A 23,661-nucleotide genomic window follows, 5' to 3' on the forward strand; every position below is an offset into this window, starting at 1 on the left:
AGAGAGGGCTGTTATAAAGAAGGCGCAAAAAGTAAAACGTATTCTGTCACAATTAAGTCGGATACACATGCCGAACAAGAGGCATTTCAAAATACAAAAGCTTTTAAGCAATTAGCCGCAAATCGCTACAAAGTAGAAGCGAAGAATAGTGAAATTAAAACGATAGAAAAAGAGCAGCCTCGAATGGAGGCTGCTCTTTTTTCTGTCTAAATTTTAGTGTAATTTTGGTGGATATCCGCTATTAATAACAGTCATAATTACGAACCAACCGAATACTGCAGCACTTAATAAGTTGAAAACAACGCTTAAAAGATTCTTTTCTTTAAGTGCTTGGAATGTACCAACTACAGCTAAAATAGCAACTAGACCAAAAATAACCATTAATAAGTTCATTAGAAATTGACACTCCTTTCGACATCAGAAAATGAATGTCGTAAACAATATTCCTCCTTAATTGTAAACGTTCTACCTGTTTTTGTCGAGAACTAATATAGACTAAACTATGAACATTTATCGTCAAATTGTGGCAAAGGCTGTATAATTGAAATAGAGGTGATAACAATGATAAACGTACGAAGTTATTCACTTGGACCCGTCCAAACGAATTGTTATATCGTATCGAATAAAAACAAGGAATGCTTAATATTTGATCCAGGAGAAGAAGCAGATCGCATCATCAAGGCTATTCGCAGTAACAATCTAAAACCACTAGCCATCTTTTTAACACATGCACATTTCGACCATATCGGTGCCGTGGATGCCGTCCGAGAGGCTTTTAATGTTCCAGTATGGATTCATGAAAAAGAAGTAAGCTGGTTAGGAGATCCAACAAAAAATGGCTCTAGTAAATACGCAGCATTACCAGATTATACTGTTGGTGCCCCAGCTGAAGATAATATTATTAAAAAAGAACAGCTATTTGAAATAAGTGATTTTTATTTTAAAGCTACTTTTACGCCAGGACATTCACCAGGTAGTATTTCATATATATTTGAAAATGATGGCTTCGCTATTGTTGGAGATACACTATTTGAACAAAGTGTAGGTCGTACAGATTTACTTGGAGGCTCGACAAAAACATTACTTACATCCATTCATGATAAGCTATTGACACTACCTGAGGATACTATTATCTACCCTGGGCATGGCAATTATACAACGGTCGGTGCAGAAATGGAGACAAATCCTTTCTTGAATGGTTTTTAAGGTTAGGCGATAGTTAAAAATGGCTCTTCGTCATAGCGTGGGTTGATTTCCGTTTTAAAGCCTCCGGACGCAATTATGCCGAGGCATAATTGATTAAATTAAAGCCTAAATTAACTTCATAAAATACAAAAATCCCCCTTGCAATTCGTTGGATAGATAAAATAACCAAAATCTAACCATGTAATTGCAAAGGGGGATTTTACTATGTCTTGATATATGATCATGCATTTGGTGAATAAGTTTACATAAAAAAAGCATGTCTCACTTTTGGTGAGACACGCGTTTTTCTTTGTATTAATGACCGCCACCAGGTACGTGAATAAATGTTGTATAGTACGTGAAGCCAGCAAAGAACACAGTTAAATATGCTCCGAAAATGTACATGTACATACGTTCTGAAAGGTTTAAGAAGCCTAATAATAAGAATAAACCTGTATTACCTACGAATAATAGCGATACTTCGTTCATACCACCAAGGTAGAACATGACTGCAAAAATACCTGTCCAGAATGCCATAACTTTATACATATTATCCATGAAGATTTCCCCTCCTTTTGCCCACGACACAATAATCTCTTACTCATTATAAATGATATGAAAGGTATCTGTAAACTGGAACTTCTTCTTCTTTGTGACAAACAATTGGATATTTAAAAATTAACTATCAATTTCTGTCACTTTTATTTCATACTTACATAAATCGCAATTATGTATCATGCTATCAAATTGTACAAATTCATTGCTTGCATATAAAGCATCAACCTGTCCCTTTAAATAGGATTCATGTAAAGAACAAACAATTTCTGAATGGGTAGAAAGCTGCTCCTGGAATGGACAATTATAAATGGAGAAAGTCACACTTTTACCATGCTCTGTTTGTTGTACATGCGGAATATAGCCAATTAATGCTGCATTGTCAGTTAATAGTTGAAGCTTTTGTTCGAAGGAAAGGGTATTATTTAATTGTAACTCAGCATTTACATAATTCTTCATTTGTTGGTAGCCGTCTTGGTAGCTTATATCCTTGCATTTTTCTAATGCAGATGGTCCGAATTCTTGAATTAATTGGATTGTCCATTTTAATAGTCGATCTTCATCACGTCTCGGGAACGTTAATGATACACCTTTATCTGAGGCCTTATAAACACGCCCGGGTCTACCACCTTTCCCAGTTTTGGCAAAATCAGCTGTAATTATATTAATTTCTGAGAGTTTTGTTAAATGTAGACGTGCAACATTTGGATGGATGCCGAATCTATCAGCGATATTTTGGACCGTTACAGTTTTCTTCTCTTGCAGAATGTACTCATAAATAGAGTATCTAGTTTCATCGGCCAATGTACTAGTAATTTTTAATGGATTGATCATTTGCTTCACCTCTATGTATTTTTTGAAATTTTAGCTGTTCTACCAAGTGTAGGAAAAAAATCATGTTAATTCTATTATATTGCATTATTGAAAAAGATACAGTTCCTTTAGACATAAATATTAACTTTTTCATAAGATTATGTTCATATTTAGTGGAAATTTGCATGTTATCCACATTTTTATAGCAAAAAACATGTTTGGCAGGAAATTTTATAGCAAATTTTTATTTTAAGAAAAGGGCTTTTCTCGTGATCGTTTCCTATCTATACTAGGAAATAACGAATAGAGCGGTCATATTCGAATGAACCAGAAGAGGGGTGCGAATATGCAAAATTTTGAAACGGTTGTTGAGCAAAAATGTGAGCAACTTTTACTAAAAGCCTACCATTTCGATGCATCAGATTTATTATTAGTTCCAGAACGTGAACAATATCGTATTTATTTTCGAAAATATGATAAGCTACTCCAAGCAGGTGAATTACCAAACGGGCTTGCGGAACGAATGATTTCCTTTTATAAATTTTTAGCGGCATTAGATATTAGCGAGCGACGCAAACCCCAAAGCGGCTCCTTCCAAAAAGCTATGGAACAAGATCAATATGCCTTTCGTGTTTCTACACTTCCCTCAGTATTTTTAAAAGAAAGCCTAATTATCCGGCTACTTTTACAAAATCATGCATTCCCACTTACTTCCTTATCCTATTCCAAATATGTAGCAGAGTTGTTAATGGAACTAGTGAAACATCAACAAGGACTTTTATGTTTCACAGGTGCAACAGGCTCTGGTAAGTCAACATCCTTATATTCTCTAATCCATTACTGTTCGACAGAGCTAAATCGACATGTCATTTCATTGGAGGACCCTGTAGAAAATAATCAAGCTAACCTTTTGCAGATTCAAGTAAACGAACGAGCTGGCGTTACATACGCTACAGGATTAAAGGCTATTTTGCGCCACTCACCTGACGTCATTATGATTGGTGAAATACGTGATAAAGAGACTGCAAAAATCGCAATCGAGGCAGCTTTAACAGGTCATTTAGTAGTTTCGACTATTCATGCGAAAGATTCGATAAACTGCCTTTATCGATTTATTGACTTAGGCGTTTCAGTTGAAGAACTTCGTCAAACTGTGGTCGGTATTGTTGCTCAAACACTTTTCCAATCACCAATAGTTCAAGAAGAACGCCGTGCATTGTTTGAAATATTAAGCGATGTTCATCTTCAAATGGCCATCAAAGCAATTATGCAAAAAACTAGCTTTGAATTACCACATGATTTAACGCTTACAGGTCAAAAAGAATTGATGGAGAGTCAGATCTATGCGAATACGAAAGTTTATTGAAAGAGTTCGATTAAATTACAAAAAGGCAACAAAATGGCGAGTAAGGGAGCAAGCTCATTTTTTTAGTCGATTAAGCGTGTTAATGCAGGAAGGCTACTTATTCCCACAAGCTATTTCTATTCTATTACCCCATCATATTGAAGCGCATGAAGAAATACAAAAGCTAGTCAATGAAAGACTGAGGCAGGGTGTCGGTGTTTTAGGAGTTTTTGAAGCGTTACAAATTCCAAAGCAGCATTTAGTAGCTATTGCAGTTGCCGAAAATAATGGACATATGATTGAGACCTTAAAAGGTGTGGCAAAGCAAATGGCTTTAAGTGAATCGACGAAGAAAAAATTAATGAAGCTACTCTTATATCCAGTAGTGCTCATTATATTTTTGATGCTGTTGTTTTTAGTGTTTCGCACCATTTTCTTTCCTAATATAGAAAAAATGGTGGCAAGTCGAACTGCTGGCACAGAGGAGACAAGCATTGCTTTGTCAAAAGTATTATTGCATTTTCCTGATGCTTTAATTGTCGTAAGCATAGCCGTAATTTGTAGTATTTTCTTTTTTTACCTTTATCTCAAACGCCGTCCGATTGCTCACCGGCTAAATATTATTTTAAAAACGCCATTGATTCGAATTTATATACGAATGTCTTTGACGAGACAATTTGCTGCTTATTTAGGAAGTCTACTCCTAAGTGGCTTTTCTTTACAGGCAAGTCTACAAATTTTAGAGGAACAGCGACTTCAACCGTTTCTACAATATCTGGCACGATGTATAAAGGAGCGTGTTGTTTTTGGTGATACGCTAACACAAGCTGTTCATTTGATGACGGTTTGGCAGATGGACTTTTCAACATTTGTTGAACATGGAGAGCAAAGTGGTTATCTAGGAAAAGAGCTGGTACTGTACAGCGAATTATTGACAGAAAAGCAAGAGCAACTATTGCATAGAATCCTTGCGTTTGTGCAACCAACCTTTTTTATCATTATTGCAATGTGCATAGTTGCTGCATATGTAAGTTTATTATTACCGATATATCACATGATTGAACTAGTATAGGAGGATAATAATGAAACGTCTAAAGCAGCAAGCTGGATTTACATTGATCGAAATGCTCATCGTTTTGCTAATTATTTCTGTATTATACATATAGAAATTAACGAACAAACATATCGATGAATGTTCGCTAGCAAAAAGTAACTATTTATTTTTATAATTACGACCTTCTCTAAGATCAAACTCTTTAAAATATTTCAGAACAGTGTTTTGTGCCATGCCTAATTCCTTTGCGATTGCTTGACTACTTATTGAAGGGTCTTTGGCAAGTAACTTTTTAATGCTTTTAACTTGTTGTGCTTTTCGCTCAGGACTTCCTTTACCTAATTTAAGATTTGAATAAGTGCCAAAACGTTTCTCATCTTCTCGTAAAGTCTGTGCATTTAGCCCAGTGAGCCGTTTTAATTCCATGAAGGGTATTGGTTCAGGTAAAGAGTTCAAAAGCTCTTGTGTAGCATCATATCGTGCTTTTTGTGAAATGAGTAGCTGCTCTTCATATTCTAATACAACTTCATCAATTTTAATCTTAGCTTCCAAAGGTAGATTTTTTGATGTGTGTAACTTTAGTATAAGTTCATTATTGTTTGGGAAGAGAATTGCACTTTCAAATAATGAACCGAATAGTTCTTCTTTATCTTGATCATTGTATTCTTCTTCGAGTTTGTGAATAGAAGCTAAATGCTCTTCAATATAAGTTAAATTATCAATTATGATTTCATAGCTATATTGTTCAGTTTTTATTAGTTCTAACTTTTTTAAAGTTTCCTTAAGTCTTTGATTCAATTCGCCGTTTTCTAACTCAATGACATTGGATTTTTCATCGAGTTTTTCTTTAGACCGTTTACCTTCGATGTATAAATCTAACAACTTATCGAGTTTTTGATTATTGTCAGCGATAGACTTCTGCAAAACATTTACTTTGTTTTCTAATTCAATCAATTTATCGGTTTCTACAAAGTCAATATCAAGGTACATCTTTGCCGTATCTTCACTCAATAAAATATCTTTAACTGCTTTTGTCAATGGTCTAACTATTTGTAAAGCGTTGTATCGTGGATTAATCGGACACGGTTCTGCTAGTCTAATGCCATGCCCTAGATACCATTTGTGTTTACCAAATTTATCAACTTGTCCTTGTTGCAAAGCAATCTTACGTCCGCAAACACCACATTTAATATTCAATTGTGCTAATGGATGGTTATAATTTCGATAACGATTAAATTGTTCAGAATTTGTAGAAATGCGATGTAGTATACGTTCATATGTTTCTCTTGATCTTAGAACGGGATAAGCATCTTTAACAGCGATTGTCTCACCATTTGAAAAAGTTCTTTCAAAAACTCCGTGATATACCTTTGATATTAGTTTTGTGTAAATTGTATTTGCATGCCAAGGTCTGCCGTTTGGTGTTTTAGAAAAAGAGTTTAAATGATGCGCAATTGCACCAACACCATATCCATCCTCAAGAAACATTTTATCAATATACGCTATAACCCAAGCAAATTCGTTATTAACAGAGACTGTTTCATCTTTTTTATCGTAGTTATACTCGTCAGGTTGACGGCCCCAAAGTTTTCCTTCCCGAGTATACTGTCGTAGACCTCTACCTGTTCTGCGCTTAATTGAACGACGTTCACGCTTTGCAATTAAGTTTTTTAAATCCGACATAAATTCCTGGTCCTCGTTATCTAAGTCCACCATCGATCCTGGTTCAGCTATTTTAACTTTATTATCGCGCAGTACATCTTTTAGAAGTTCCCAGTCAACAGTATCAAGTCGAGAAAGCCTGTCTTGATCAACTACTAATACAACATCAACTAATCCGTCCTCCACACAATCAAGTAAAGCATGTAGTCCTTTTTTGTCAAACTTTGCTCCACTGTCTACGTCTTTGAAGGTGTCAACAATGATCCATCCTTGTGATTCAGCGTATTTTGTTAAGTCGTGTAATTGGGCTGATAAACTATATTTATCCTCTTGTAATTTGGTTGAAACTCTTATATAGATTGCTACAAGTAATTGATTTAACATCTCCAGCTATACTCCTTTTATAAGATGGAATGTACGTTCTGTTTTTGTGTAAAAAATTAGTAAGTTTAAGTTTATTTAAGATCCATATTGTAAAAATGATGTCTCGAACCAATCAAATATTTCAAGCACACCTAATGGTTCAAAGTAAAGTGTGAAATTATCGATTAATACAAATGATCCGTATTTGCTTTTATACCAATCAAGTGCAGCATCTAAAAAATCTTCTGTAACATTAAGGAAATCAGCTAACTCATAACTATTTGATAAATGTAGTTTTTGAGCTTGTAGAATTTTTGAAAGTGGCACAAGTTTTTCGTAAGCCCACGTTCGTGCTCGAAATTCTTGTTTACGGTTTACCACACTACATTGGTCAAGAATATCCCCGGATGTAGTGTGGTGATGTCCAAATTCCTCAGCAAGTACGCATGTTTTTTCTATATCGGTTGGTATGAGCTCATTGATCCATATTATATTGTCCGAATACAATCCTTTTAAGCGTGGACTCATACATTCCTCGTAAATCTCTATATTATTTTGATAAACCTCTAACGCGAGTTGTTCGTATGTCATACAATCACTCCTACTTTTTTCGTTTCATTCGAACAAACTCTTTAAAACGTTGGATTTCCTGCAATTCCTCATCTGTCCACTCTTCTCCGTCATGGTGCGCAGCAATTGTTTGCACATCATTTTTCTCAGTTGAATCATAAAATCTTTTTTCATCTGTACGACCAAGCAGGTAGTCTACAGATACATTGAAGTAGTCTGCTACCTTTTCTAGTGTTTCTGATTTTGGACTTTGAGTTTTCCATTTATAAAAAGCATTTTCGCTAAAACCTAGTTTTTGAGCTACGACTTTTAAGTTTTCTCCACGTTGTTCAGATAATTCTTTTACTCTATCGAACAGCATAATATCAACCTTTCTGGCTGCTTAGAGAAAATATAGTATACTTTTGGATATTTTTAGTTGCAATAAGTATCCAACTGTATTATTATATTCACATAAGCTAAATTATTAGCTAAAAGAGTACAAAAAATACGACCTATTTAAACACATTTTGACGTTGGGGAACGGAATAAATGTAATGTTTACAGGCTTTTTAAAGTCTTATTTAGCTATGTTTAAATAGTATACTATTGGATACTTTGTGTCAATACAATTAGCTAATTATTCAGCTTATATTTTCACTAAATATTGTAAAAGCGCTGTGGTACCGAGCCAATGACGGTATAAACTATTCAGATTTATAGCTTATGTGACGGTAGCAACGTCAAGGCTTTTTGGAAGGAGGCAAAGTTATGCCAGAAGATTTAGGAGTACAAGTTCGTTCTGAATTATTTAAACGGAAAATGAGTCAAAAAGAACTCGCTGCATTAGTAGGTATTTCAAACGCATACTTATCTGACATTATTAATGGTCGCAAGGACGGTCCTAAAGTACAGGATCATATAAAACACATTCGCAAGATTTTATGTATTTAGTTTTGAATGGAGTGATTCTTTTGAATCTGATTAATCAAGAGGTAGTTAAAATGCGTGCCTATCTTCCGGAGAAATTAGCTAAGTTATCAATTAGTAATTCCCAACTTGCATTAGATTTAATACAACATTGGGGAAATGGAACGAAGCCTCTTAGGGAGATATGGGATATAGCAAATCAAGAATTTAATCAAGGAGGAACAAAATGAAAATCAAAGTAGCAGAATGGAATGCAATGTCGGATAAGGATAAACAAGTTGCATTAAATAAACGAGCGAGAGGTTAATCCAATGAACATTAAACCAGTTCCAGTTGCATTAGTCGGTGAAGCTTTAAAGAAAGCTGTATCATCACGTCAGAAATAAAACTATCAAACTATTTGGAGGTTAATTGAGTGGGAACAAAAATTATGCCTGCTGAAACAATGCAATGTAAATGCAACGTGTGCAGTAAAGAATTTCACATAGAAGAAGCTATGTATTGCACACGCTGCGGAACAAAACTTGAATTAAAAAATACAGTTACTAAAACGGAATTTCATCTTCACTATACTTAAAGCCGGTTTGTTTAACCACTTCCACTTTTGGATGCTTCACTTCGATTAACTGTTTTTTATTAAAAAGTGAAGGTGCAGCACATTTCGGACAGAATGCAACATTTGGATCTAGAATATATTCTTCTTCATCAGAATCGTGTTGGATAGGTTCATTACCATATCCAGAACAAAATTTCGAAGTTCCTGTACATTCATTTCGAATCGGAAAACCACATTGAGTGCAATAAATATGATCTTCTTTCAAATCTGAAATTTCGTTATCGCAGTTTAGACAATTTTTTAAATATTTATTTTCATGTGTTTCTATAGTCATGTTAACACCACCTTTCTACCAATAGTTTAACAGAAAGGAAATATAAGGAGGAATAAAAATGAAAGCAGTAATTAATGTTAAAGGTACAAAGTTATCAGTAGTAGCAATTCATTATCGAACAACAGGGAAGCCTTCCACAGTTTATGCAGCAGATGAAAATGGCCGTGAATCACTTTTTGTTGAAAAGTCTCAAAGTGAATATGATACACGTCCTCATATGGCGGTTGAAAACTTAGGTGAACTGTTCGAATTTCCTGAGCTTGAAGCAAGAATTGTGGATGAACGAGCCAACCTTATTGAGCAATTAGAGGATATGCAAAAAGCAGAAGGTGAACGTTTGAGAGACTTCGCTCAAGATGCAATGAAAAGCTCTCCAGAACTACCATTTGACAATCATCTGTCAAGTAAACAAAGAAAATACCAACTTATGGAGCAACGTGTATTTGGCATCATCGACGCTATCGAAGAAGTTAAAGCATTTCAAGAGGGGTGTTTAATAAATGTCGATGATGAAGCAATTGAAGCGTAATGCAGTCATTGAGCAATTAAATAAATTAGGCATCCACAGTATTGAAGGACAACCACTAGAAGATGCAATGTATACAACATTACTAAAAACATTGGCACGTAAACGTGCTAAAAACTAGGAGGTAATTTCAAATGAAATCAACAGGTATGATTCGTAAGGTAGATGGTTTAGGACGCGTAGTTCTTCCAAAAGAACTTAGAAACACTTTAGGTATTGATAATCAAGATCCATTAGAAATTTTTACAGATGGCGACAAAATTGTTATCCAAAAATATCAACCAAATGCTGAGAAAGAAGAAGTAACAGCGGAATTAGAAAAGTTAGCAGCTGATGCAAAAAGCCAGAATGCAATTGATGTACTGCAACGTGCTATTAAGTTGATTAAGTAGGTGATTCCATGCGTATAGGCTACACACACGCTGATGTATACGACCGTGAATCGGATTACTGGAGAGACATCGAAGATGTGCAGAATACACAAATCAAGGAACAAAAAAACTCGTCAAAGGGTGCAACCAATGGCGAGCGTGAAAATTTTATAAATGACACTGGTAGTTTACCACAGGAGGATGCGAAATGACAAACGACTTAACAACTCAGTTTAATAATGCTCAGTCACCAGACCAGCAAAGTGTATTAGCTCAATCTAATGCTTCAAGAGAAATGGAAGAAGTTAAGGGGGCAATATTCTTAGCAAAGCAATTTCCTCGTAACTATTTTGAATCTGAAAAACGTATTCAGGATGCTTGTAAACGTCCGTCTTTAGCTACTACAGCAACTTATGCATATAAACGAGGTACTTCCAAAGTTGAAGGGCCATCCATTAGGCTAGCTGAGGTTTTAGCTCAAAACTGGGGGAACCTATCTTATGGTATCCAGGAGTTAGAACAACGTGATGGTGAATCCGTTGCGAAGGCGTATTGTTGGGATCTTGAAACGAATGTGCGCCAAGAGAAAATATTCACAGTTAAGCATGTTCGAAGTGCTCGAGGAAATTTAACTAAATTAACCGATCCGAGAGATATTTATGAGCGTGTGGCTAGTGATGGAGCTAGAAGATTAAGAGCTTGTATTTTGGGTGTTATTCCCGGTGATGTAGTTGAAATGGCTATAAAACAATGTCGTTTAACTTTAGCTGGAGAATCAGATAAACCTCTAAAGGATCGAATTAGTGGTGCTTTAAGCCACTTTAAAGAAAATTATGGTGTAACACAAGAAATGATTGAAGAACACTTTGGATATAATGCTAGTTCTTTTAGTGAGTTCGATCTTGCACAACTTACAAGCATTCGAAATTCATTAAAGGACAATGTATCTAGGGTTGAAGATTGGTTCAATAAGGACGTTGGCAAACAACAAACAAGTGGACTAACTGCAGACTTCAACAAAGAAAAGGATGAGGTGAAGTCAGATGCAAATGTTCCAGCTGAACAGCCAGAATTACCACTCGAATGAAGCCAATCAGAATTATATGTCAGTATCGCAATTTAAGAGTGCGATAGAGTGTGAAGCTAGTGTAATTGCTGAGTTAAAGGGCGAGCTTAAACTCCCTTCCTCTCTAACATTAACAGTTGGATCATATACACATTCAGCCTTTGAAAGCGATCAGGTTTTTGATAAGTTTGTTGAAGATAACAAAGGCATTATTTTCAATACCAGAGGTGGGAAATACGCTGACTTTAAACAAGCCGATTCCATGATAGAAACAATCAAAAATGACCGTTTTGCAATGTTCGCCTTGGAAGGTGAAAAAGAAGTAATTTATACAGGTGAATTGTTCGGTGTCCTTTGGAAAATCAAAGTTGACGCAATAAATCATGAACGTAAAACATTCACCGATTTAAAGACAACTCAGAACCTTAGCAAGCGTTATTGGAGCGATAAGTATAGAAAGTATGTTTCGTTCGTTGAAGCTTATGATTACGTGCTACAAATGGCTATTTATCGCGAAATAATATATCAAAACACTGGCGCTTACTATGTTCCTTACATTGTGGCAGTCACTAAGGAATCACCGCCAGATAAAGCTATATTGCATTTTGACGATAGCCGTTTTGGTTTTGAATTGGAATACGCAAAGGAGCATTTACCAAGCATTATTGCTGCTAAATCAGGCAATAAGGAGCCGAAACGATGTGAGGAATGTGTATACTGCAGAACTACAAAACAATTAAAAAATACTTTTGAAATAGAGTTTCTTTTGAAGTAGGTGATACCAAAATGGCAGACATAACGTGGATAAAGATTAAAACAGATATGTTTGATAACGAGAAAATCAAACTAATTGAACGGATGCCCGAAGGTGACACGATCTTAATCATTTGGATAAAGCTACTCACTTATGCAGGTAAAGCAAATTACAACGGCTTTATCATGTTAAGTGAAAGCATTCCAATGAACATTGAAGAAATGGCGATCATTTTTAACAGGCCATTAGAAAAAGTTAGATATGCCATTCAAATACTGCAGCGTTACAAAATGCTTGAAGTAGATGAACAAGAGGTTGTTTTAATCGCTAACTGGGAGAAGCACCAAAACATTGACGGCATGGAACGTGTACGGGAATTAAACGCAAAGCGTAACAAGGAATATAGGGAAAGAAAGAAGCAATTAGCCTTAGAAATTCCATCCGAAAATAGTGACGTTGTCGTGACGTCACGTGACGGTACAGATATAGATAAAGATATAGATAAAGAATATATATTGTCGGGTAAGAAAACCGACTCAATTCCTTACAAAGAAATTATCGATTATCTAAATCAAAAAGCTAATAAGAAATACAAACATACATCACAGAAAACACAAACATTAATTAAAGCTAGATTTAAAGAGAAATTCACATTAGAAGATTTCAAACAAGTTATTGATATAAAAACAGCACAATGGTTAACAGATTCTAAAATGTCCACGTATTTACGTCCTGAGACATTATTCGGGACTAAATTCGAAGGATACTTAAACGAGCAAAACAATGTGATCCCAACAACACCATTACAAAATCAAAGCTCAGGACAAACAACAATGTACAAGCCAATTAATTTTGATATATCGAGAGGTGAAGGTTAATGCTTACAGAAGAGGCCGTATTAGGAACGCTATTAAAGTTTCCTCACTTACTAACAGATACAGACTTAAAGACAAGCTATTTCCAATACGCCGAGAATCGCAATGTATTACAAGCTATGAAGGAGCTAAATGCTAAGGGCCAGGTTGTTGATTTAATAACTATGTTAACGCAAGGTAGGCCCGAAGACTTTGGCGGTGCTGGAAAGCTTAATAAAATTCAGAACCTCGCAAACGAAGAAAAGTTTGATAGTTACGTTCAAATCTTACTAGAGAAATGGCGAGAGCGTGAAAAGCTCAATATCTTGGAAGTAGCAAAACATGATAATTGGAATCTAGAAAAGATCACAAATGAATTAAACAGTCTGGTATCGAACAACACAGATGATCACAACAGCATTAATGAACTAGTTATGCAGGTTGCAGAAGATCCCTGGAAGCCAATGCAAGGAACAAAGGGAATACCTACAGGCTTAGAGGCATTGCAGACCGCAACAAACGGCTGGCAGAATACAGATTTAATAATTGTAGCTGCAAGGCCCTCAATGGGGAAAACAGATTTCATGTTGCATTGTGTAAAGCAAGCAGGATGGCAAGGCTGTTTACCAATTGTATTTAGTTTAGAAATGTCTGCTGCAAAATTACGAGATCGAATGATTGCTTCAACAGGTAACTATAACCGTAACAAAATGAAAAACTTGTATGAGCGATTAACTGAGGGCCAAAAAGAATCCTGGATGAAAGTAATTGCACAGGTTGCTAAAACAAATGTTGAAATCTTTGATAAGAGTGGACAAACCATTTCAGAAATGCGAATGAAGATTAGGAAAGTACGGAATCAGAATCCTGACAAACAGCTAATTATTTTCATCGATTACCTAACACTTATTAGACCATCGGATGAATCCAAAAGTATGCATTTATCGATCTCCGAAATATCAAAGGCATTAAAAGCAATAGCAAAAGAATTTAATTGCCCTGTAATCTCACTGGCACAATTATCGCGAAGTGTAGAGAAACGCCCTGACAAACGTCCGATGCTTTCAGATTTACGTGAATCAGGAAGTATTGAAGAAGATGCAGACGTTGTGGTGTTCCTATACCGTGATGCTTATTACACGAAAAATGATGAAGATGATTCGCTTGAAATCATCATAGCTAAAAATCGTGAAGGAGAAGTAGGCACAGTAAATTCTAAATTCAACAGATGGACAGGTGTAGTAAGTGACGTTTAATGAGTTACTACTTGATGCAATTAGGTGTGATGATGAACTACTTGCCTACTCAATTTACTGGCTCTTAAAAAACAATATCGTTAAGGGAACTGATCGGGCCAACAATATTAACTGGAATCTAGTAAATCATGAAGAAGTGAAGCAAATGAGAGATCGCAATGAATTGAATTTGCAAACAATCAAGACTTATTCGGTTCCACTTGGTAACAAGCAGCACATGATTATTTTCGCTAAAAGCGAAGAATCAGCAAAGGGTCATGTTTATACAGAGCTTGGAAGAATCCCAACAAAGATATACGACATTTCAAACAAGATGGATATGAGCTTTTGGTTTCCTGAACAACAAAAAAATAAATCATTACGCCAGGTGAAAGATGAAACATTAATCTTTCCAGCGACAGCAATGATTTTCACGAAAGGATAGAGGCGAATGTCTGAAAATACTCAAACAAACGAAATGTTGCTTAAGCAGCAAACAGCACTTCAAGAAATTATAGAAATCACAAAAGGCTTAATCGATATGAACCCAGCATACGAGAAAATCCATAATATCGCCCTTAGTGGATTGGAGGAGCAACATGATTAACCGCACAGTACTAGTTGGTCGCTTAACAAAAGATCCAGAATTACGATACACACCAAATGGCGTTGCAACATGTCGCTTCGCAGTAGCCGTTAATCGAACATTCAGGGGGCAGGACGGAGAACCAGAAGCCGACTTCATTAGTTGTGTTGCTTGGAGAAAGCAAGCTGAGAATCTAGCAAACTTTCAACGAAAAGGTAATTTAATAGGCGTTGAAGGGCGTATTCAAACAGGTAGCTATGAGGGCCAAGATGGTAAACGAGTGTACACTACAGACGTTGTTGCCGATAGCATTCAATTCTTAGAGCCGAATAGAGGCTCAGAAGGCACTCAGAACGGTTCGAACGTGCGTTCTGATATAAATAGAGGGGCAACTCCTCAAAACAGCTCAGGAGACTTTAAAACGCCTCAAAACGCACAGCCGAATTATACAAGGGTAGACGAAGATCCATTTGCAAATAGTAAAGGGCCTGTCGAGGTGTCAGAAGATGATCTTCCATTCTGATTTTGGAAGGAGAAACCATGAACAAACTAACATTTGAAATACCAGGAAATGTACAACCACAGCAAAGGCCTAAAGCGACAACTAGAGGGAAAATCGTAACAATCTACGATCCGAAAGAATCAAAAGAATACAAGAAATATGTTGCGGCTGTAGCTGAAAAATATGCACTTGATGGTTTGATAACACAAGAGATTAAATTGACTATCGATGTATTCAGACCGTTAACACAAGAAATTATCAAAAGTCACAACAAACTTACAGCGGCTATAAATGGCACACTACGCCCAACAAAGAAACCCGATATTGACAACCTAGTCAAAGGGATTAAAGACGGTATAACGAATGTGATTTGGAAAGATGATAGCCAAGTTACGGAGTTAATAGCTCGTAAATGGTACGGAGAAAGTCCTAAAGCTGTAGTAACAATAGAATGGGAATCTGACAATGGTGAGCAAATGAAACTTTTCCAAAACAACTAATAAAGGGGATATTCAAAATGACAAACATTCAACTAAACGTATTATTCAAAAAGATGCAAAAGGACGACAAGAAAGAGGTCTTAATGTTCCATATCCTAAGTGATGAACTACCACATGCGGACGAGCTTCTTAAATTACCAGGTAGAATTGCTATTTTAAAAGTACAAGATCAAGAAGGTGTAGGTGCTGAGTTCGTATCTATCCAACGTGATGATAAAAAGACGGTACTAAAATTCAATGTTAAACGTGATTCTAAAAAGGTTTATGAGCTTTATAGATTCGCTGGCAATAACGTCAAATTAGAAATCAAACCTTCTCAAATGTCCATCGATGAATTTTATGAGAAAGAGGAAGAAGAAGAGGAAGAAGAAACTTCAAACGATCAAATGAGTATGGATGATGTCGAACAACAACCGACTAAGACTGAATAAAAATTGAATAGAGGGCCTACTTTTTGAGGCTCTCTTTTTTATGCCCAAAAACAGCAAGTAAGGGGGTGACAAGTTGGAGCAAAATAAAATCTATCAAGGGCATTGCCTTGATGTACTCAAAACACTACCCAGCGACTGCATAAATACAGTTGTTACAAGTCCTCCTTATTGGGGGCTACGTGACTATGGTGTAGATGGCCAAATAGGTCTTGAAAATTCAGTTGAAAAATATGTATCTGCTCTAGTAGATGTGTTTCGAGAAATTAAACGGATCCTGAAAGATGATGGTACAGTTTGGTTGAATCTTGGAGATGCATACGCAGGTAGTGGTAGAGGACGTAATGCTAACGGTAAAGGTAATCCAGGTAAAGATCATATGCAGAGCAATGGTTCGATAATGGGTGTTGTAAATGTCTCTAAAAATGTAGAAGGATTAAAGCCAAAAGATTTAATCGGTTTGCCCTGGCGTGTAGCGTTTGCTTTACAAGCTGATGGATGGTATTTGCGACAGGACATTATTTGGAATAAATCAAACCCGATGCCTGAAAGTGTAACTGATCGGCCAACTAAATCACATGAATATATTTTTCTATTAAGTAAACATCCTAAGTATTATTACGATCACGAAGCAATTAAGGAACCAGCTGTATATGGAACATTAGATGTTAGGGGTTCAGAAGGCGCATTCGGAAAACCACAAAAAGCAAGGCGAACTGATAAACCTAGAGGCTCCTTTGATGGCAAGTATGGTAATGATGCTTTTAGAGCGATTCGAGATAAACGTAATAAGCGATCAGTTTGGACAGTTTCAACTAAACCGTTAAAGGAAGCTCATTTTGCAGTTTATCCAGAGGATTTAATTGAGCCATGTGTTTTAGCAGGGTGTCCGTTGGATGGCGTCGTATTAGACCCTTTTATCGGATCAGGAACTACAGGGTTGGTTTCTCTAAAACACGGCCGTAATTTTATCGGTATTGAACTAAATCCAGAGTATATAAAAATTGCAGAAAAGCGATTAAGTAAAGTACAGCTGGAACTAATTCATGAATTAGGTTGTTGAACATTTTGACGAAATAAACAAACAAGGTAGGTGCTGCACATGCCTACGTTATCGCGTAGTGAAATACAGAACATCGAGAAATATTGGATTGAATACGAACAATATAAGAAGAAATTACAATACCGTGAGTGGGAGTTGTTGCATCCACATAATACAGGCGGTGAGATGGTCGGTGGTCGTAGTAATACGATTTCAGATACAACTGCTAAGAAAGCTATGGTACTAGCTAACGATGCCTATTATCAAAACTTAAAACGCATCATAAAAACTGTGGAAGACCTATACAGCGAGTTAGACGAGGATATGCGTACCATCGTAGACATGCGTTACTGGGACAAGGATGGCTGTTACGAATGGGAGGATATTGCAGACCGTTTGTATATTTCACGTCATAAGGTTCTTCGCAAAAGGAACATCCTTATTGATAAAACTGCTGAAAGGATTGGTTGGGTGTGATTAAGTGTTTCATAGATTATTAAATAAAAAATGTGAACATAGTTTTATTCACCCTAAACTATTAAACAAGTATCCTCACAAAGCTGAATATAAGCGTAGAAAATGCGGTTATGTTGAAGTAAGAACCATGAATGACAAAGAGGTTGAAGCATATACAAAAAGCCTGTGGGTGTACGATTTAGAATCATTAAGTGACTATTAGAAAGAAAGTGAACTTGTTAACACCAGGGAAGTTCGCAAAAAAATGATGTAAATTGATATTATCAAGAATAAAAAACGGTACTTAGATACTAGTACTGTTTTTTATTCTTAAATTAAGGAGGAATTGATATGGAAAACATATTAAAACAAGAAAACTTACAATCTTTATTAGGTGGAAAGGCAGTCAAACATGGAACAAATCCAAACAATCCATTAGGTACAACAATGCTTATAACTAATGGCGATAGTACAACTGGTTTTCTCTTGAAAAAGGAAAGTACTAGTGGAGGTATATCTGATTTTTTAATCTATGATTTTGAAACACCGCAAGTTATTGATAAATATAAAGTTTATATTGAAAACTATAAAGGTCAGTCGGTATATCTCTGTTTTCTTGATGAAAAAGGAGCTGTCTTATATTCACAAGAAGATAGACTTGTGCCTGGAGATAATCAAATATATAGTCTTCCGAAAAGAATAAGTGGTGTAAAAAAAGCTTATATTTGGAATTCTGATGGAAGTAGCAAAGGGGAGGATTATAAAGTAATAGAATGGGATTTATATAAAGACCCTTCTTTAGATTTAAAGTCAGAACGAGCAATTTTGAGAGTCACTTTAATTAATGAAGTCATTAAAGAATATGATCTTTCTGCTCAAGAGTTAAAGGCTTTTATTGATTGGTATAATGCTAGAACCGATGGAACTGGTTTAGAACAATATCCATTCTTAAAAACTTGGAATATGGGACCATTTGCTAAACGAACTGAATATGTAATCTACAGTAAAATTCTAATGTTTGAAGTTGATGAATATTTTAATTAATTGTAATTAGATTTGAGGCACCTTTTTATTAGGGTGCCTTTAAATTTCTTGTTGCGGTAAAGCATTCCAATATAATTTTATTAAGCAATTAGCATAATGGGGTGATGCCATTCGATTGAATGTGAATTAAATACAAAAAACTAGTGAGACCGCTAAATTGGTAGTCTTTTTTATGTTTTAGTTTTCTAATAGTGACATATGTTTCCTTTTCATTTATGATGAAAGTGAAAAGTAAATTAATCAATTATGGGAAGTGTTAAAGTGGGAATTTTAATTAATATTTTTTTAAGTGACACGATGAAAACAATAGCATTAAGTGCTTTATCAGGTATAGTATTTTCATTCATTGTTAATTTTGTACTACAAAAGATGAACCGTAAAGGTAATATTTTATCTGAAAAAGGCTTTTTAATAATGACAAAGTTAAAGGAATTTGAAAAACAACGAATAAGAATACTTAGTCAATTAGGGACTGCTGATTTGTTAGAAAAGAAAAAAATAAGAGATATACATAATCAGTACTGGGAAATTTACAGTGAATTTAGCAATTTCATAGAAGTGTATTCTTTTTTATTAAATAAAAAATGTAAATTTGAACTAGAAGAATATATGAATTATGCAAAATCTCCTTTAGATGCTTTAACAAATTTATTGAATGATGAATCAGCTTCTATGAACTTTAATAATAAACAACAAGAAAAGTTATCAGAGCAGATAATAAATTTGATTCAAAAACAAATGATTTAAGAGCAATGAATTTAATGGCTTCTTATTATGCTTCATATTTCTTATAATGACAATCAATTCCATTTATCCTATGATAGATAGGTAGATGGGAGGTGTTGTTTTAATGAAAGTTCAATTGATTTATCCAGAAGGTTTTGATGTGAATTCAAAGGTATTAAACTTATCAGACATAGAGGTACAAGCATTACTGATGAGTAAAAAAGTTGGCTCTGAAGGTAAATATTTTTTAGTAGATGAGTTAATATTTGAAGATTATCAAGATAGTACAGGCATTACGGTAATTTTAACAAGTTCAAATTAAGTAACTAAGTCACATCTAACAAGGTGTGGCTTTTTATAATGATTGTATTCATTAAGAATTCTCCATGATAAGATAATAATAGTAAATTATGGAGGGATGATATATGACAAGAAAGGATCTAACTTACGAAAGGTCTAACCGAGGGATATTAAATAAATATAATGAAGCAATGAAAATTTTAGAATACAGCGTTATGTTAGTAAAATTGTTTGAGATAAAAGAATTCAACAATGTAATAGCGGGGCAATTAAGATTAATTCTTTGTGATACAACTAAAATTGGAAAAGAAATTATTGATAATTCACTAATAAGAAAAATTCAACCTAATCCAAAACTTTTTCAAGTTAATGAATTAAGCAATTTGTCTGAGGGAATGGGAAGCTTTATTCCAGGTGAAATGTTTAACTATGATAAACCAACGATACCTTTAGAGAATTGGTTAGATCAGGTGGTTTTATCTTTAATTCTACAAGGAAAAAAACAGGATATTACAATTCGGAATTTCATTAAGTTCTCAGCCAATAAAAGTGGTGGAGCACATGTAGATCCAATTCTTAGAGAGAAAGCATTTATTGTTGATGTGCATTCTGATAGGGTCCTATGTGATATAGCAATAGGATTATTTAGATCTGTAGGTAGAGATTTAAAAAAGAATAGTGGAGCGAATTTAGCTTACTTAATTGATAAGTATAAAGAGAAGGCATCTGAATAACAGGTGTCTTTTTATTATGCATTGAAGACTGTATCAAACAGCCAATTAAATAACGAAGGACTAGTTTACGGGTGAGTAAGTATCTCAGGAACATTAGATACCGAATGAGACTGGCATGTACTAGTAACCGATAGGGTCGAGTTTGATGCAGTCTTGAAGATATAAAGTCGAAAGCTAAACAGACTATAAAAGCTAATGAGCAAATCATTATAAATTGTGGAGGGCGAGCGAATGACAATTTTTGTAGCGCTTCTATCTGTTTCGTTAGGATTATGTATTGGAATAATCGGAACCACTGTATTTCACACAATAGCATTGCGCGAGATTAAAAATGAATACAACTTTGTTAAGAAAGAGGGATGAACAATGGCGAAGGTTGAAGGAATCACAATTGATGTAGGTATCGATGACAAAACTAAATTGAGGCTACGAGTAATCGCAAAGCATGTAGGAGCGTTGGCTGATGAGTTGGATAGGATTGATAAAGCAGAAGAATGTCCAAAGTGCAACGAAATGAGTTTATATGAGATAACAGAAAAACTTGTGATAACAGATTTTCATATAAGTGAAAGCACATGGCATGAATGCGATAAATGTGGATATTCAGAAAAAGATACTGAACTACCAACACGATTAGAAGGTAGCGATTAACAATGCAAGAATACAAAACGCTTGAGCAAAAGCGTACGTTCTACAACAGTACACCATGGAAACATCTACGCGCTGCAGTACGTGAACGAGACAACAACGAATGCCAACAATGCAAACGTGAAGGTCGAGTGTTCATCGATACAAACGAGCTTAATCGTAAAGGCACACGTAAGAAGATAGCATTAATCGTACATCACATCAAAGAGCTTGAAGATCATCCAGAGTTAGCTCAAGACATGGACAACTTAGAATGCTTGTGCGTTCATTGTCACAACAAACTACATGATCGTTATTTCAAGTTTGCATCATGGCAACCAAAGCGTAATCGATTTGCTGATGATGAAAAGTGGTGAAAGTATATACCCCCGGGTCAAAAGTTTCAAAGAATTTTTTGTATGGGGAAACCGGTGATAGGGGTAGGCAATCGTCTGAAAATTAAGCTCACAGAATGCTCATGTTAGGGGGCTAGCAGAGGGGAGGGGTTACATGAAGAAACCTAGTTTCACAGAACTGAAAAAGCAACTATTATCACGCATTGATACAACCGATTTACTGGAAGTGAAGAAGGTACATGACTTGGTTCGCTTGCATGAATTGGATGCAGAATGCGACAAAGTTATTAAACGCGATGGTGTAAGTATTATCATCAAGAATGGTCCACAAGAGTTTATAAAAAGTCATCCTAGTATGAATGAGAAAATGAAGATCAACGCTCAAAAGATAGCATTAGAAAAATCGATTAAATTTAAATTAAAGACAACACCAGCCCCTTCTACTACAACTGTGGAGGACAAGCAAAAGCGTGGTAGTTTAATTTGATTAGTTATAGTTATGTTGATGAATATATTCGTCAGTGGCGTAGTGGCGATATCATGTTGAACAAAGAACGTATTATGCTTTTTGAATGGCTAAAAGAAGATATATTAACTCGTGAAGATATATATTTTGATGATGAGCAAATCGAAAATTTTATTAGATTTTCTGCTAAATGGTATTTTGAGTTAGAGCCATTTCAAAAGTTTTTATCCTGTTTTATTTTCTTGCGTTACAAAGACGACGATTCCTTAGTATTCGATGAATTTTTCTATTACATGGCTCGTGGTGCCGGTAAGAATGGATTCATTTCTGCTTTATCAAATTATTTTATTAGCGACCTTCACGGCATAAATTTTTACGGTGTATCAATAGTAGCGAATTCAGAAGATCAAGCAGCTATGTCTTTTAAAGAGGTTTATAATGCTATCGATTTGAATGAAGAATTACAAGATTACTTTAATCATAAGAAATCAATGATTGAATGTATCGAAACAAAAGCGGAATTTCATTTCCATACATCGAACGCTAGAACAAAAGATGGTGGTCGCCAGGGAGTAATCATATATGACGAGGTTCACGAATTTGATAACAGCGAAATTGTAGATGTATTTTCAGGTGGTTTAGGGAAAGTTAAAGATTCGAGAGAGTTTTTCATAAGCACTGATGGATTTGTTAGAGATAAATTCATAGACAAATTAAAAGAAAGAGCTATGAATATATTGAGTCGACAAGTGTCATTAGAAGAAGATTCGTTATTCCCATTTATGTGTTGTTTAGATGATGAAAACGAAATGAATGATACGGATTTATGGCAAAAAGCTAATCCGATGTTCCACAAGCCTTTATCAGAATATGCTAAAACACTTTTCAAGAAAGTATTAAAGCAATATAGAAAGTTAGAAAATGATGCATCTGGTTATGAAAATTTTATTACTAAACGTATGAACTTACCTAGAATTGACTTGGAAAAAAATGTTACATCATGGGAGAAAATCAAAGCAACTGACCAGAAGTACAACTTAGAAGAATTAAAAAGCCGTGAATGTATCGGCTCGGTCGATTACGCTTCTATTAGGGATTTCGTAGCGTGCGGATTGCTTTTCTTTAAAAGTAATAACTATATTATTCCGCGAGAACTATTCCAAGAGTTTGCATGTAAACCTTTCGTTGATAAGCATTATGGTTACAGTCAAGCTAAAGCAGAAAATAACAATAAGAAAGATCATCGTAAATTTGCGCCTATTCGCGAATGGGAAAACGATGGTCTTTTAACTGTGCTTGATAAAGAATCAATGGATCCGTTCTTGGTTGTTAATTGGTTTGTAGAGCGCAGAAACGAAGGTTGGAATATCAAGAAAATAATCGGCGATAACTTCCGGATGGAAATTTTACAGCCTTTGTTTGAAGCTGAAGGATTTGAAGTTGAAGTCATTCGTAATCCTGATGCAGCAAGCGCATTACTAGCACCGAAAATCGAATTAGCATTTGATGAAGGGCGAATTATTTGGGGAGACAACCCAGTACTACGATGGAATACAAATAACGTGCTCGTTGTTATTGATAACAAAGGTAATAAATTGTACCGCAAAAAAGAAGTAATTAAGCGAAAAACAGATGGCTTCATGATGTTCCTTTATGGAATGTGGGCCACTCGTGATTTAGAAGATTTTGATGTTGGAACAACGTTGAAAGCATTGAATTCGATTAATTTCTAACGTCTACAT

General features: G+C 35.3%; 36 protein-coding genes and 1 pseudogene. 30 read left to right on the top strand and 7 right to left on the bottom strand.

From position 1 onward, the window contains the following. Positions 1–210, top strand: a pseudogene (locus tag ABH966_RS17265) (IS5/IS1182 family transposase); the annotation flags it as partial. A gap of 3 nt (positions 211–213) precedes the next feature. Here ABH966_RS17265 and ABH966_RS17270 read toward each other — a convergent pair. After that, on the bottom strand, positions 214–393 hold the full coding sequence (locus ABH966_RS17270) for a DUF2759 domain-containing protein (protein WP_132356740.1): 180 nt from the start codon (positions 391–393) through the stop codon (positions 214–216). 168 nt (positions 394–561) lie between these two features. Between ABH966_RS17270 and ABH966_RS17275 the strand changes: the two genes are divergently transcribed. Then, entirely contained in the window at positions 562–1,206 is a 645-nt protein-coding gene (locus tag ABH966_RS17275; RefSeq protein WP_370080493.1) for an MBL fold metallo-hydrolase, read from the top strand. Between the two features lie 294 nt (positions 1,207–1,500). Here ABH966_RS17275 and ABH966_RS17280 read toward each other — a convergent pair whose 3' ends face one another. Further along, positions 1,501–1,743, bottom strand: a complete 243-nt coding sequence (locus ABH966_RS17280) for a DUF2626 family protein (RefSeq protein WP_024361272.1) — start codon at positions 1,741–1,743, stop codon at positions 1,501–1,503. Positions 1,744–1,863: 120 nt separating this feature from the next. Continuing rightward, positions 1,864–2,574, bottom strand: coding sequence for a helix-turn-helix transcriptional regulator (locus ABH966_RS17285; protein ID WP_370080495.1), 711 nt, complete (start codon positions 2,572–2,574; stop codon positions 1,864–1,866). Positions 2,575–2,899: 325 nt separating this feature from the next. On the opposite strand from ABH966_RS17285, the gene comGA reads away from it, so the two are divergent. Genes comGA through ABH966_RS17300 form a run of 3 tightly spaced genes read left to right on the top strand, consistent with a single transcriptional unit; the run spans position 2,900 to position 5,064 of the window. Then, complete coding sequence (gene comGA / locus ABH966_RS17290; protein WP_370080497.1) at positions 2,900–3,919, top strand: competence type IV pilus ATPase ComGA; 1,020 nt, start codon at positions 2,900–2,902, stop codon at positions 3,917–3,919. Next, positions 3,897–4,970, top strand: coding sequence for a competence type IV pilus assembly protein ComGB (gene comGB, locus ABH966_RS17295; RefSeq protein WP_370080499.1), 1,074 nt, complete (start codon positions 3,897–3,899; stop codon positions 4,968–4,970). The genes comGA and comGB overlap by 23 nt, the downstream gene beginning before the upstream one ends. A 10-nt stretch (positions 4,971–4,980) precedes the next feature. Then, on the top strand, positions 4,981–5,064 hold the full coding sequence (locus ABH966_RS17300) for a prepilin-type N-terminal cleavage/methylation domain-containing protein (protein WP_370080723.1): 84 nt from the start codon (positions 4,981–4,983) through the stop codon (positions 5,062–5,064). 47 nt (positions 5,065–5,111) lie between these two features. On the opposite strand, the gene ABH966_RS17305 is transcribed toward ABH966_RS17300, so the two are convergent. The 3 genes from ABH966_RS17305 to ABH966_RS17315 all read right to left on the bottom strand — a co-directional run bounded on the left by ABH966_RS17305 (position 5,112) and on the right by ABH966_RS17315 (position 7,908). Further along, on the bottom strand, positions 5,112–6,998 hold the full coding sequence (locus ABH966_RS17305; RefSeq protein WP_370080501.1) for a recombinase family protein: 1,887 nt from the start codon (positions 6,996–6,998) through the stop codon (positions 5,112–5,114). A gap of 75 nt (positions 6,999–7,073) precedes the next feature. Then, positions 7,074–7,568 (bottom strand): ImmA/IrrE family metallo-endopeptidase, encoded by a 495-nt coding sequence (locus ABH966_RS17310; protein ID WP_370080503.1) that lies wholly within the window; start codon positions 7,566–7,568, stop codon positions 7,074–7,076. A gap of 10 nt (positions 7,569–7,578) precedes the next feature. After that, entirely contained in the window at positions 7,579–7,908 is a 330-nt protein-coding gene (locus tag ABH966_RS17315; RefSeq protein WP_370080505.1) for a helix-turn-helix domain-containing protein, read from the bottom strand. Between the two features lie 389 nt (positions 7,909–8,297). On the opposite strand from ABH966_RS17315, the gene ABH966_RS17320 reads away from it, so the two are divergent. Then, positions 8,298–8,480 (top strand): helix-turn-helix domain-containing protein, encoded by a 183-nt coding sequence (locus ABH966_RS17320; RefSeq protein WP_370080507.1) that lies wholly within the window; start codon positions 8,298–8,300, stop codon positions 8,478–8,480. A 20-nt stretch (positions 8,481–8,500) separates the two neighbouring features. After that, complete coding sequence (locus ABH966_RS17325) at positions 8,501–8,686, top strand: hypothetical protein (protein ID WP_370080509.1); 186 nt, start codon at positions 8,501–8,503, stop codon at positions 8,684–8,686. Positions 8,687–9,001: 315 nt separating this feature from the next. Here ABH966_RS17325 and ABH966_RS17330 read toward each other — a convergent pair whose 3' ends face one another. Continuing rightward, a complete protein-coding gene (locus ABH966_RS17330) occupies positions 9,002–9,346 on the bottom strand; it encodes a hypothetical protein (RefSeq protein WP_370080511.1) in 345 nt (114 codons plus the stop codon). Between the two features lie 58 nt (positions 9,347–9,404). On the opposite strand from ABH966_RS17330, the gene ABH966_RS17335 reads away from it, so the two are divergent. The 23 genes from ABH966_RS17335 (at position 9,405) to ABH966_RS17445 (ending at position 23,652) form a co-directional block, all read left to right on the top strand. Beyond that, positions 9,405–9,875 carry a hypothetical protein gene (locus ABH966_RS17335; RefSeq protein WP_370080513.1) on the top strand — a complete coding sequence of 157 codons (471 nt, stop codon included), beginning with the start codon at positions 9,405–9,407 and terminating at the stop codon, positions 9,873–9,875. Then, a complete protein-coding gene (locus ABH966_RS17340) occupies positions 9,847–9,993 on the top strand; it encodes a hypothetical protein (protein ID WP_370080515.1) in 147 nt (48 codons plus the stop codon). The genes ABH966_RS17335 and ABH966_RS17340 overlap by 29 nt, the downstream gene beginning before the upstream one ends. Positions 9,994–10,006: 13 nt before the next feature. Then, positions 10,007–10,264, top strand: a complete 258-nt coding sequence (locus tag ABH966_RS17345; RefSeq protein WP_370080517.1) for an AbrB/MazE/SpoVT family DNA-binding domain-containing protein — start codon at positions 10,007–10,009, stop codon at positions 10,262–10,264. 8 nt (positions 10,265–10,272) lie between these two features. Beyond that, a complete protein-coding gene (locus ABH966_RS17350) occupies positions 10,273–10,455 on the top strand; it encodes a hypothetical protein (protein WP_370080519.1) in 183 nt (60 codons plus the stop codon). Next, positions 10,452–11,330 carry a hypothetical protein gene (locus ABH966_RS17355; protein ID WP_370080521.1) on the top strand — a complete coding sequence of 293 codons (879 nt, stop codon included), beginning with the start codon at positions 10,452–10,454 and terminating at the stop codon, positions 11,328–11,330. Before ABH966_RS17350 ends, ABH966_RS17355 begins: the two co-directional genes overlap by 4 nt. Continuing rightward, positions 11,287–12,084: a PD-(D/E)XK nuclease-like domain-containing protein gene (locus ABH966_RS17360; RefSeq protein WP_370080523.1), complete on the top strand. Its 798-nt coding sequence runs from the start codon at positions 11,287–11,289 to the stop codon at positions 12,082–12,084. The genes ABH966_RS17355 and ABH966_RS17360 overlap by 44 nt, the downstream gene beginning before the upstream one ends. 11 nt (positions 12,085–12,095) lie before the next feature. Next, positions 12,096–12,941 (top strand): phage replisome organizer N-terminal domain-containing protein, encoded by an 846-nt coding sequence (locus tag ABH966_RS17365; RefSeq protein WP_370080525.1) that lies wholly within the window; start codon positions 12,096–12,098, stop codon positions 12,939–12,941. Next, positions 12,941–14,173 carry a replicative DNA helicase gene (locus tag ABH966_RS17370; protein WP_370080527.1) on the top strand — a complete coding sequence of 411 codons (1,233 nt, stop codon included), beginning with the start codon at positions 12,941–12,943 and terminating at the stop codon, positions 14,171–14,173. Before ABH966_RS17365 ends, ABH966_RS17370 begins: the two co-directional genes overlap by 1 nt. After that, on the top strand, positions 14,163–14,597 hold the full coding sequence (locus ABH966_RS17375) for a hypothetical protein (RefSeq protein ID WP_370080529.1): 435 nt from the start codon (positions 14,163–14,165) through the stop codon (positions 14,595–14,597). Before ABH966_RS17370 ends, ABH966_RS17375 begins: the two co-directional genes overlap by 11 nt. 6 nt (positions 14,598–14,603) lie before the next feature. Further along, positions 14,604–14,759: a hypothetical protein gene (locus ABH966_RS17380; protein ID WP_370080531.1), complete on the top strand. Its 156-nt coding sequence runs from the start codon at positions 14,604–14,606 to the stop codon at positions 14,757–14,759. After that, a complete protein-coding gene (ssb, locus tag ABH966_RS17385) occupies positions 14,752–15,261 on the top strand; it encodes a single-stranded DNA-binding protein (protein WP_370080533.1) in 510 nt (169 codons plus the stop codon). Before ABH966_RS17380 ends, ssb begins: the two co-directional genes overlap by 8 nt. 17 nt (positions 15,262–15,278) lie before the next feature. Then, positions 15,279–15,740 carry a RusA family crossover junction endodeoxyribonuclease gene (locus ABH966_RS17390; RefSeq protein ID WP_370080535.1) on the top strand — a complete coding sequence of 154 codons (462 nt, stop codon included), beginning with the start codon at positions 15,279–15,281 and terminating at the stop codon, positions 15,738–15,740. Between the two features lie 17 nt (positions 15,741–15,757). Next, a complete protein-coding gene (locus tag ABH966_RS17395; RefSeq protein ID WP_370080537.1) occupies positions 15,758–16,171 on the top strand; it encodes a hypothetical protein in 414 nt (137 codons plus the stop codon). A 73-nt stretch (positions 16,172–16,244) separates the two neighbouring features. Then, positions 16,245–17,231 (top strand): DNA-methyltransferase, encoded by a 987-nt coding sequence (locus tag ABH966_RS17400; protein WP_370080539.1) that lies wholly within the window; start codon positions 16,245–16,247, stop codon positions 17,229–17,231. 39 nt (positions 17,232–17,270) lie between these two features. Continuing rightward, entirely contained in the window at positions 17,271–17,687 is a 417-nt protein-coding gene (locus tag ABH966_RS17405; protein WP_370080541.1) for a transcriptional regulator, read from the top strand. 330 nt (positions 17,688–18,017) lie between these two features. After that, on the top strand, positions 18,018–18,710 hold the full coding sequence (locus ABH966_RS17410; RefSeq protein WP_370080542.1) for a hypothetical protein: 693 nt from the start codon (positions 18,018–18,020) through the stop codon (positions 18,708–18,710). A 261-nt stretch (positions 18,711–18,971) separates the two neighbouring features. Further along, a complete protein-coding gene (locus ABH966_RS17415) occupies positions 18,972–19,457 on the top strand; it encodes a hypothetical protein (protein WP_370080544.1) in 486 nt (161 codons plus the stop codon). A 103-nt stretch (positions 19,458–19,560) separates the two neighbouring features. After that, entirely contained in the window at positions 19,561–19,758 is a 198-nt protein-coding gene (locus ABH966_RS17420; RefSeq protein ID WP_370080546.1) for a hypothetical protein, read from the top strand. Between the two features lie 103 nt (positions 19,759–19,861). Then, positions 19,862–20,470 (top strand): hypothetical protein, encoded by a 609-nt coding sequence (locus ABH966_RS17425; RefSeq protein ID WP_370080548.1) that lies wholly within the window; start codon positions 19,862–19,864, stop codon positions 20,468–20,470. Between the two features lie 366 nt (positions 20,471–20,836). Next, on the top strand, positions 20,837–21,121 hold the full coding sequence (locus ABH966_RS17430) for a hypothetical protein (protein ID WP_370080550.1): 285 nt from the start codon (positions 20,837–20,839) through the stop codon (positions 21,119–21,121). A 2-nt stretch (positions 21,122–21,123) separates the two neighbouring features. Next, positions 21,124–21,474 carry an HNH endonuclease gene (locus ABH966_RS17435; RefSeq protein ID WP_370080552.1) on the top strand — a complete coding sequence of 117 codons (351 nt, stop codon included), beginning with the start codon at positions 21,124–21,126 and terminating at the stop codon, positions 21,472–21,474. A gap of 133 nt (positions 21,475–21,607) precedes the next feature. Further along, the gene (locus tag ABH966_RS17440) at positions 21,608–21,940 is read left to right on the top strand and encodes a terminase (protein ID WP_370080554.1); all 333 of its coding nucleotides are present in this window, start codon (positions 21,608–21,610) and stop codon (positions 21,938–21,940) included. After that, the gene (locus tag ABH966_RS17445) at positions 21,937–23,652 is read left to right on the top strand and encodes a terminase large subunit domain-containing protein (RefSeq protein ID WP_370080556.1); all 1,716 of its coding nucleotides are present in this window, start codon (positions 21,937–21,939) and stop codon (positions 23,650–23,652) included. Before ABH966_RS17440 ends, ABH966_RS17445 begins: the two co-directional genes overlap by 4 nt. Positions 23,653–23,661: the final 9 nt, after the last annotated feature.

The sequence above is a fragment of the Lysinibacillus sp. RC46 genome, from assembly GCF_041262385.1.
Classification (GTDB): domain Bacteria; phylum Bacillota; class Bacilli; order Bacillales_A; family Planococcaceae; genus Lysinibacillus.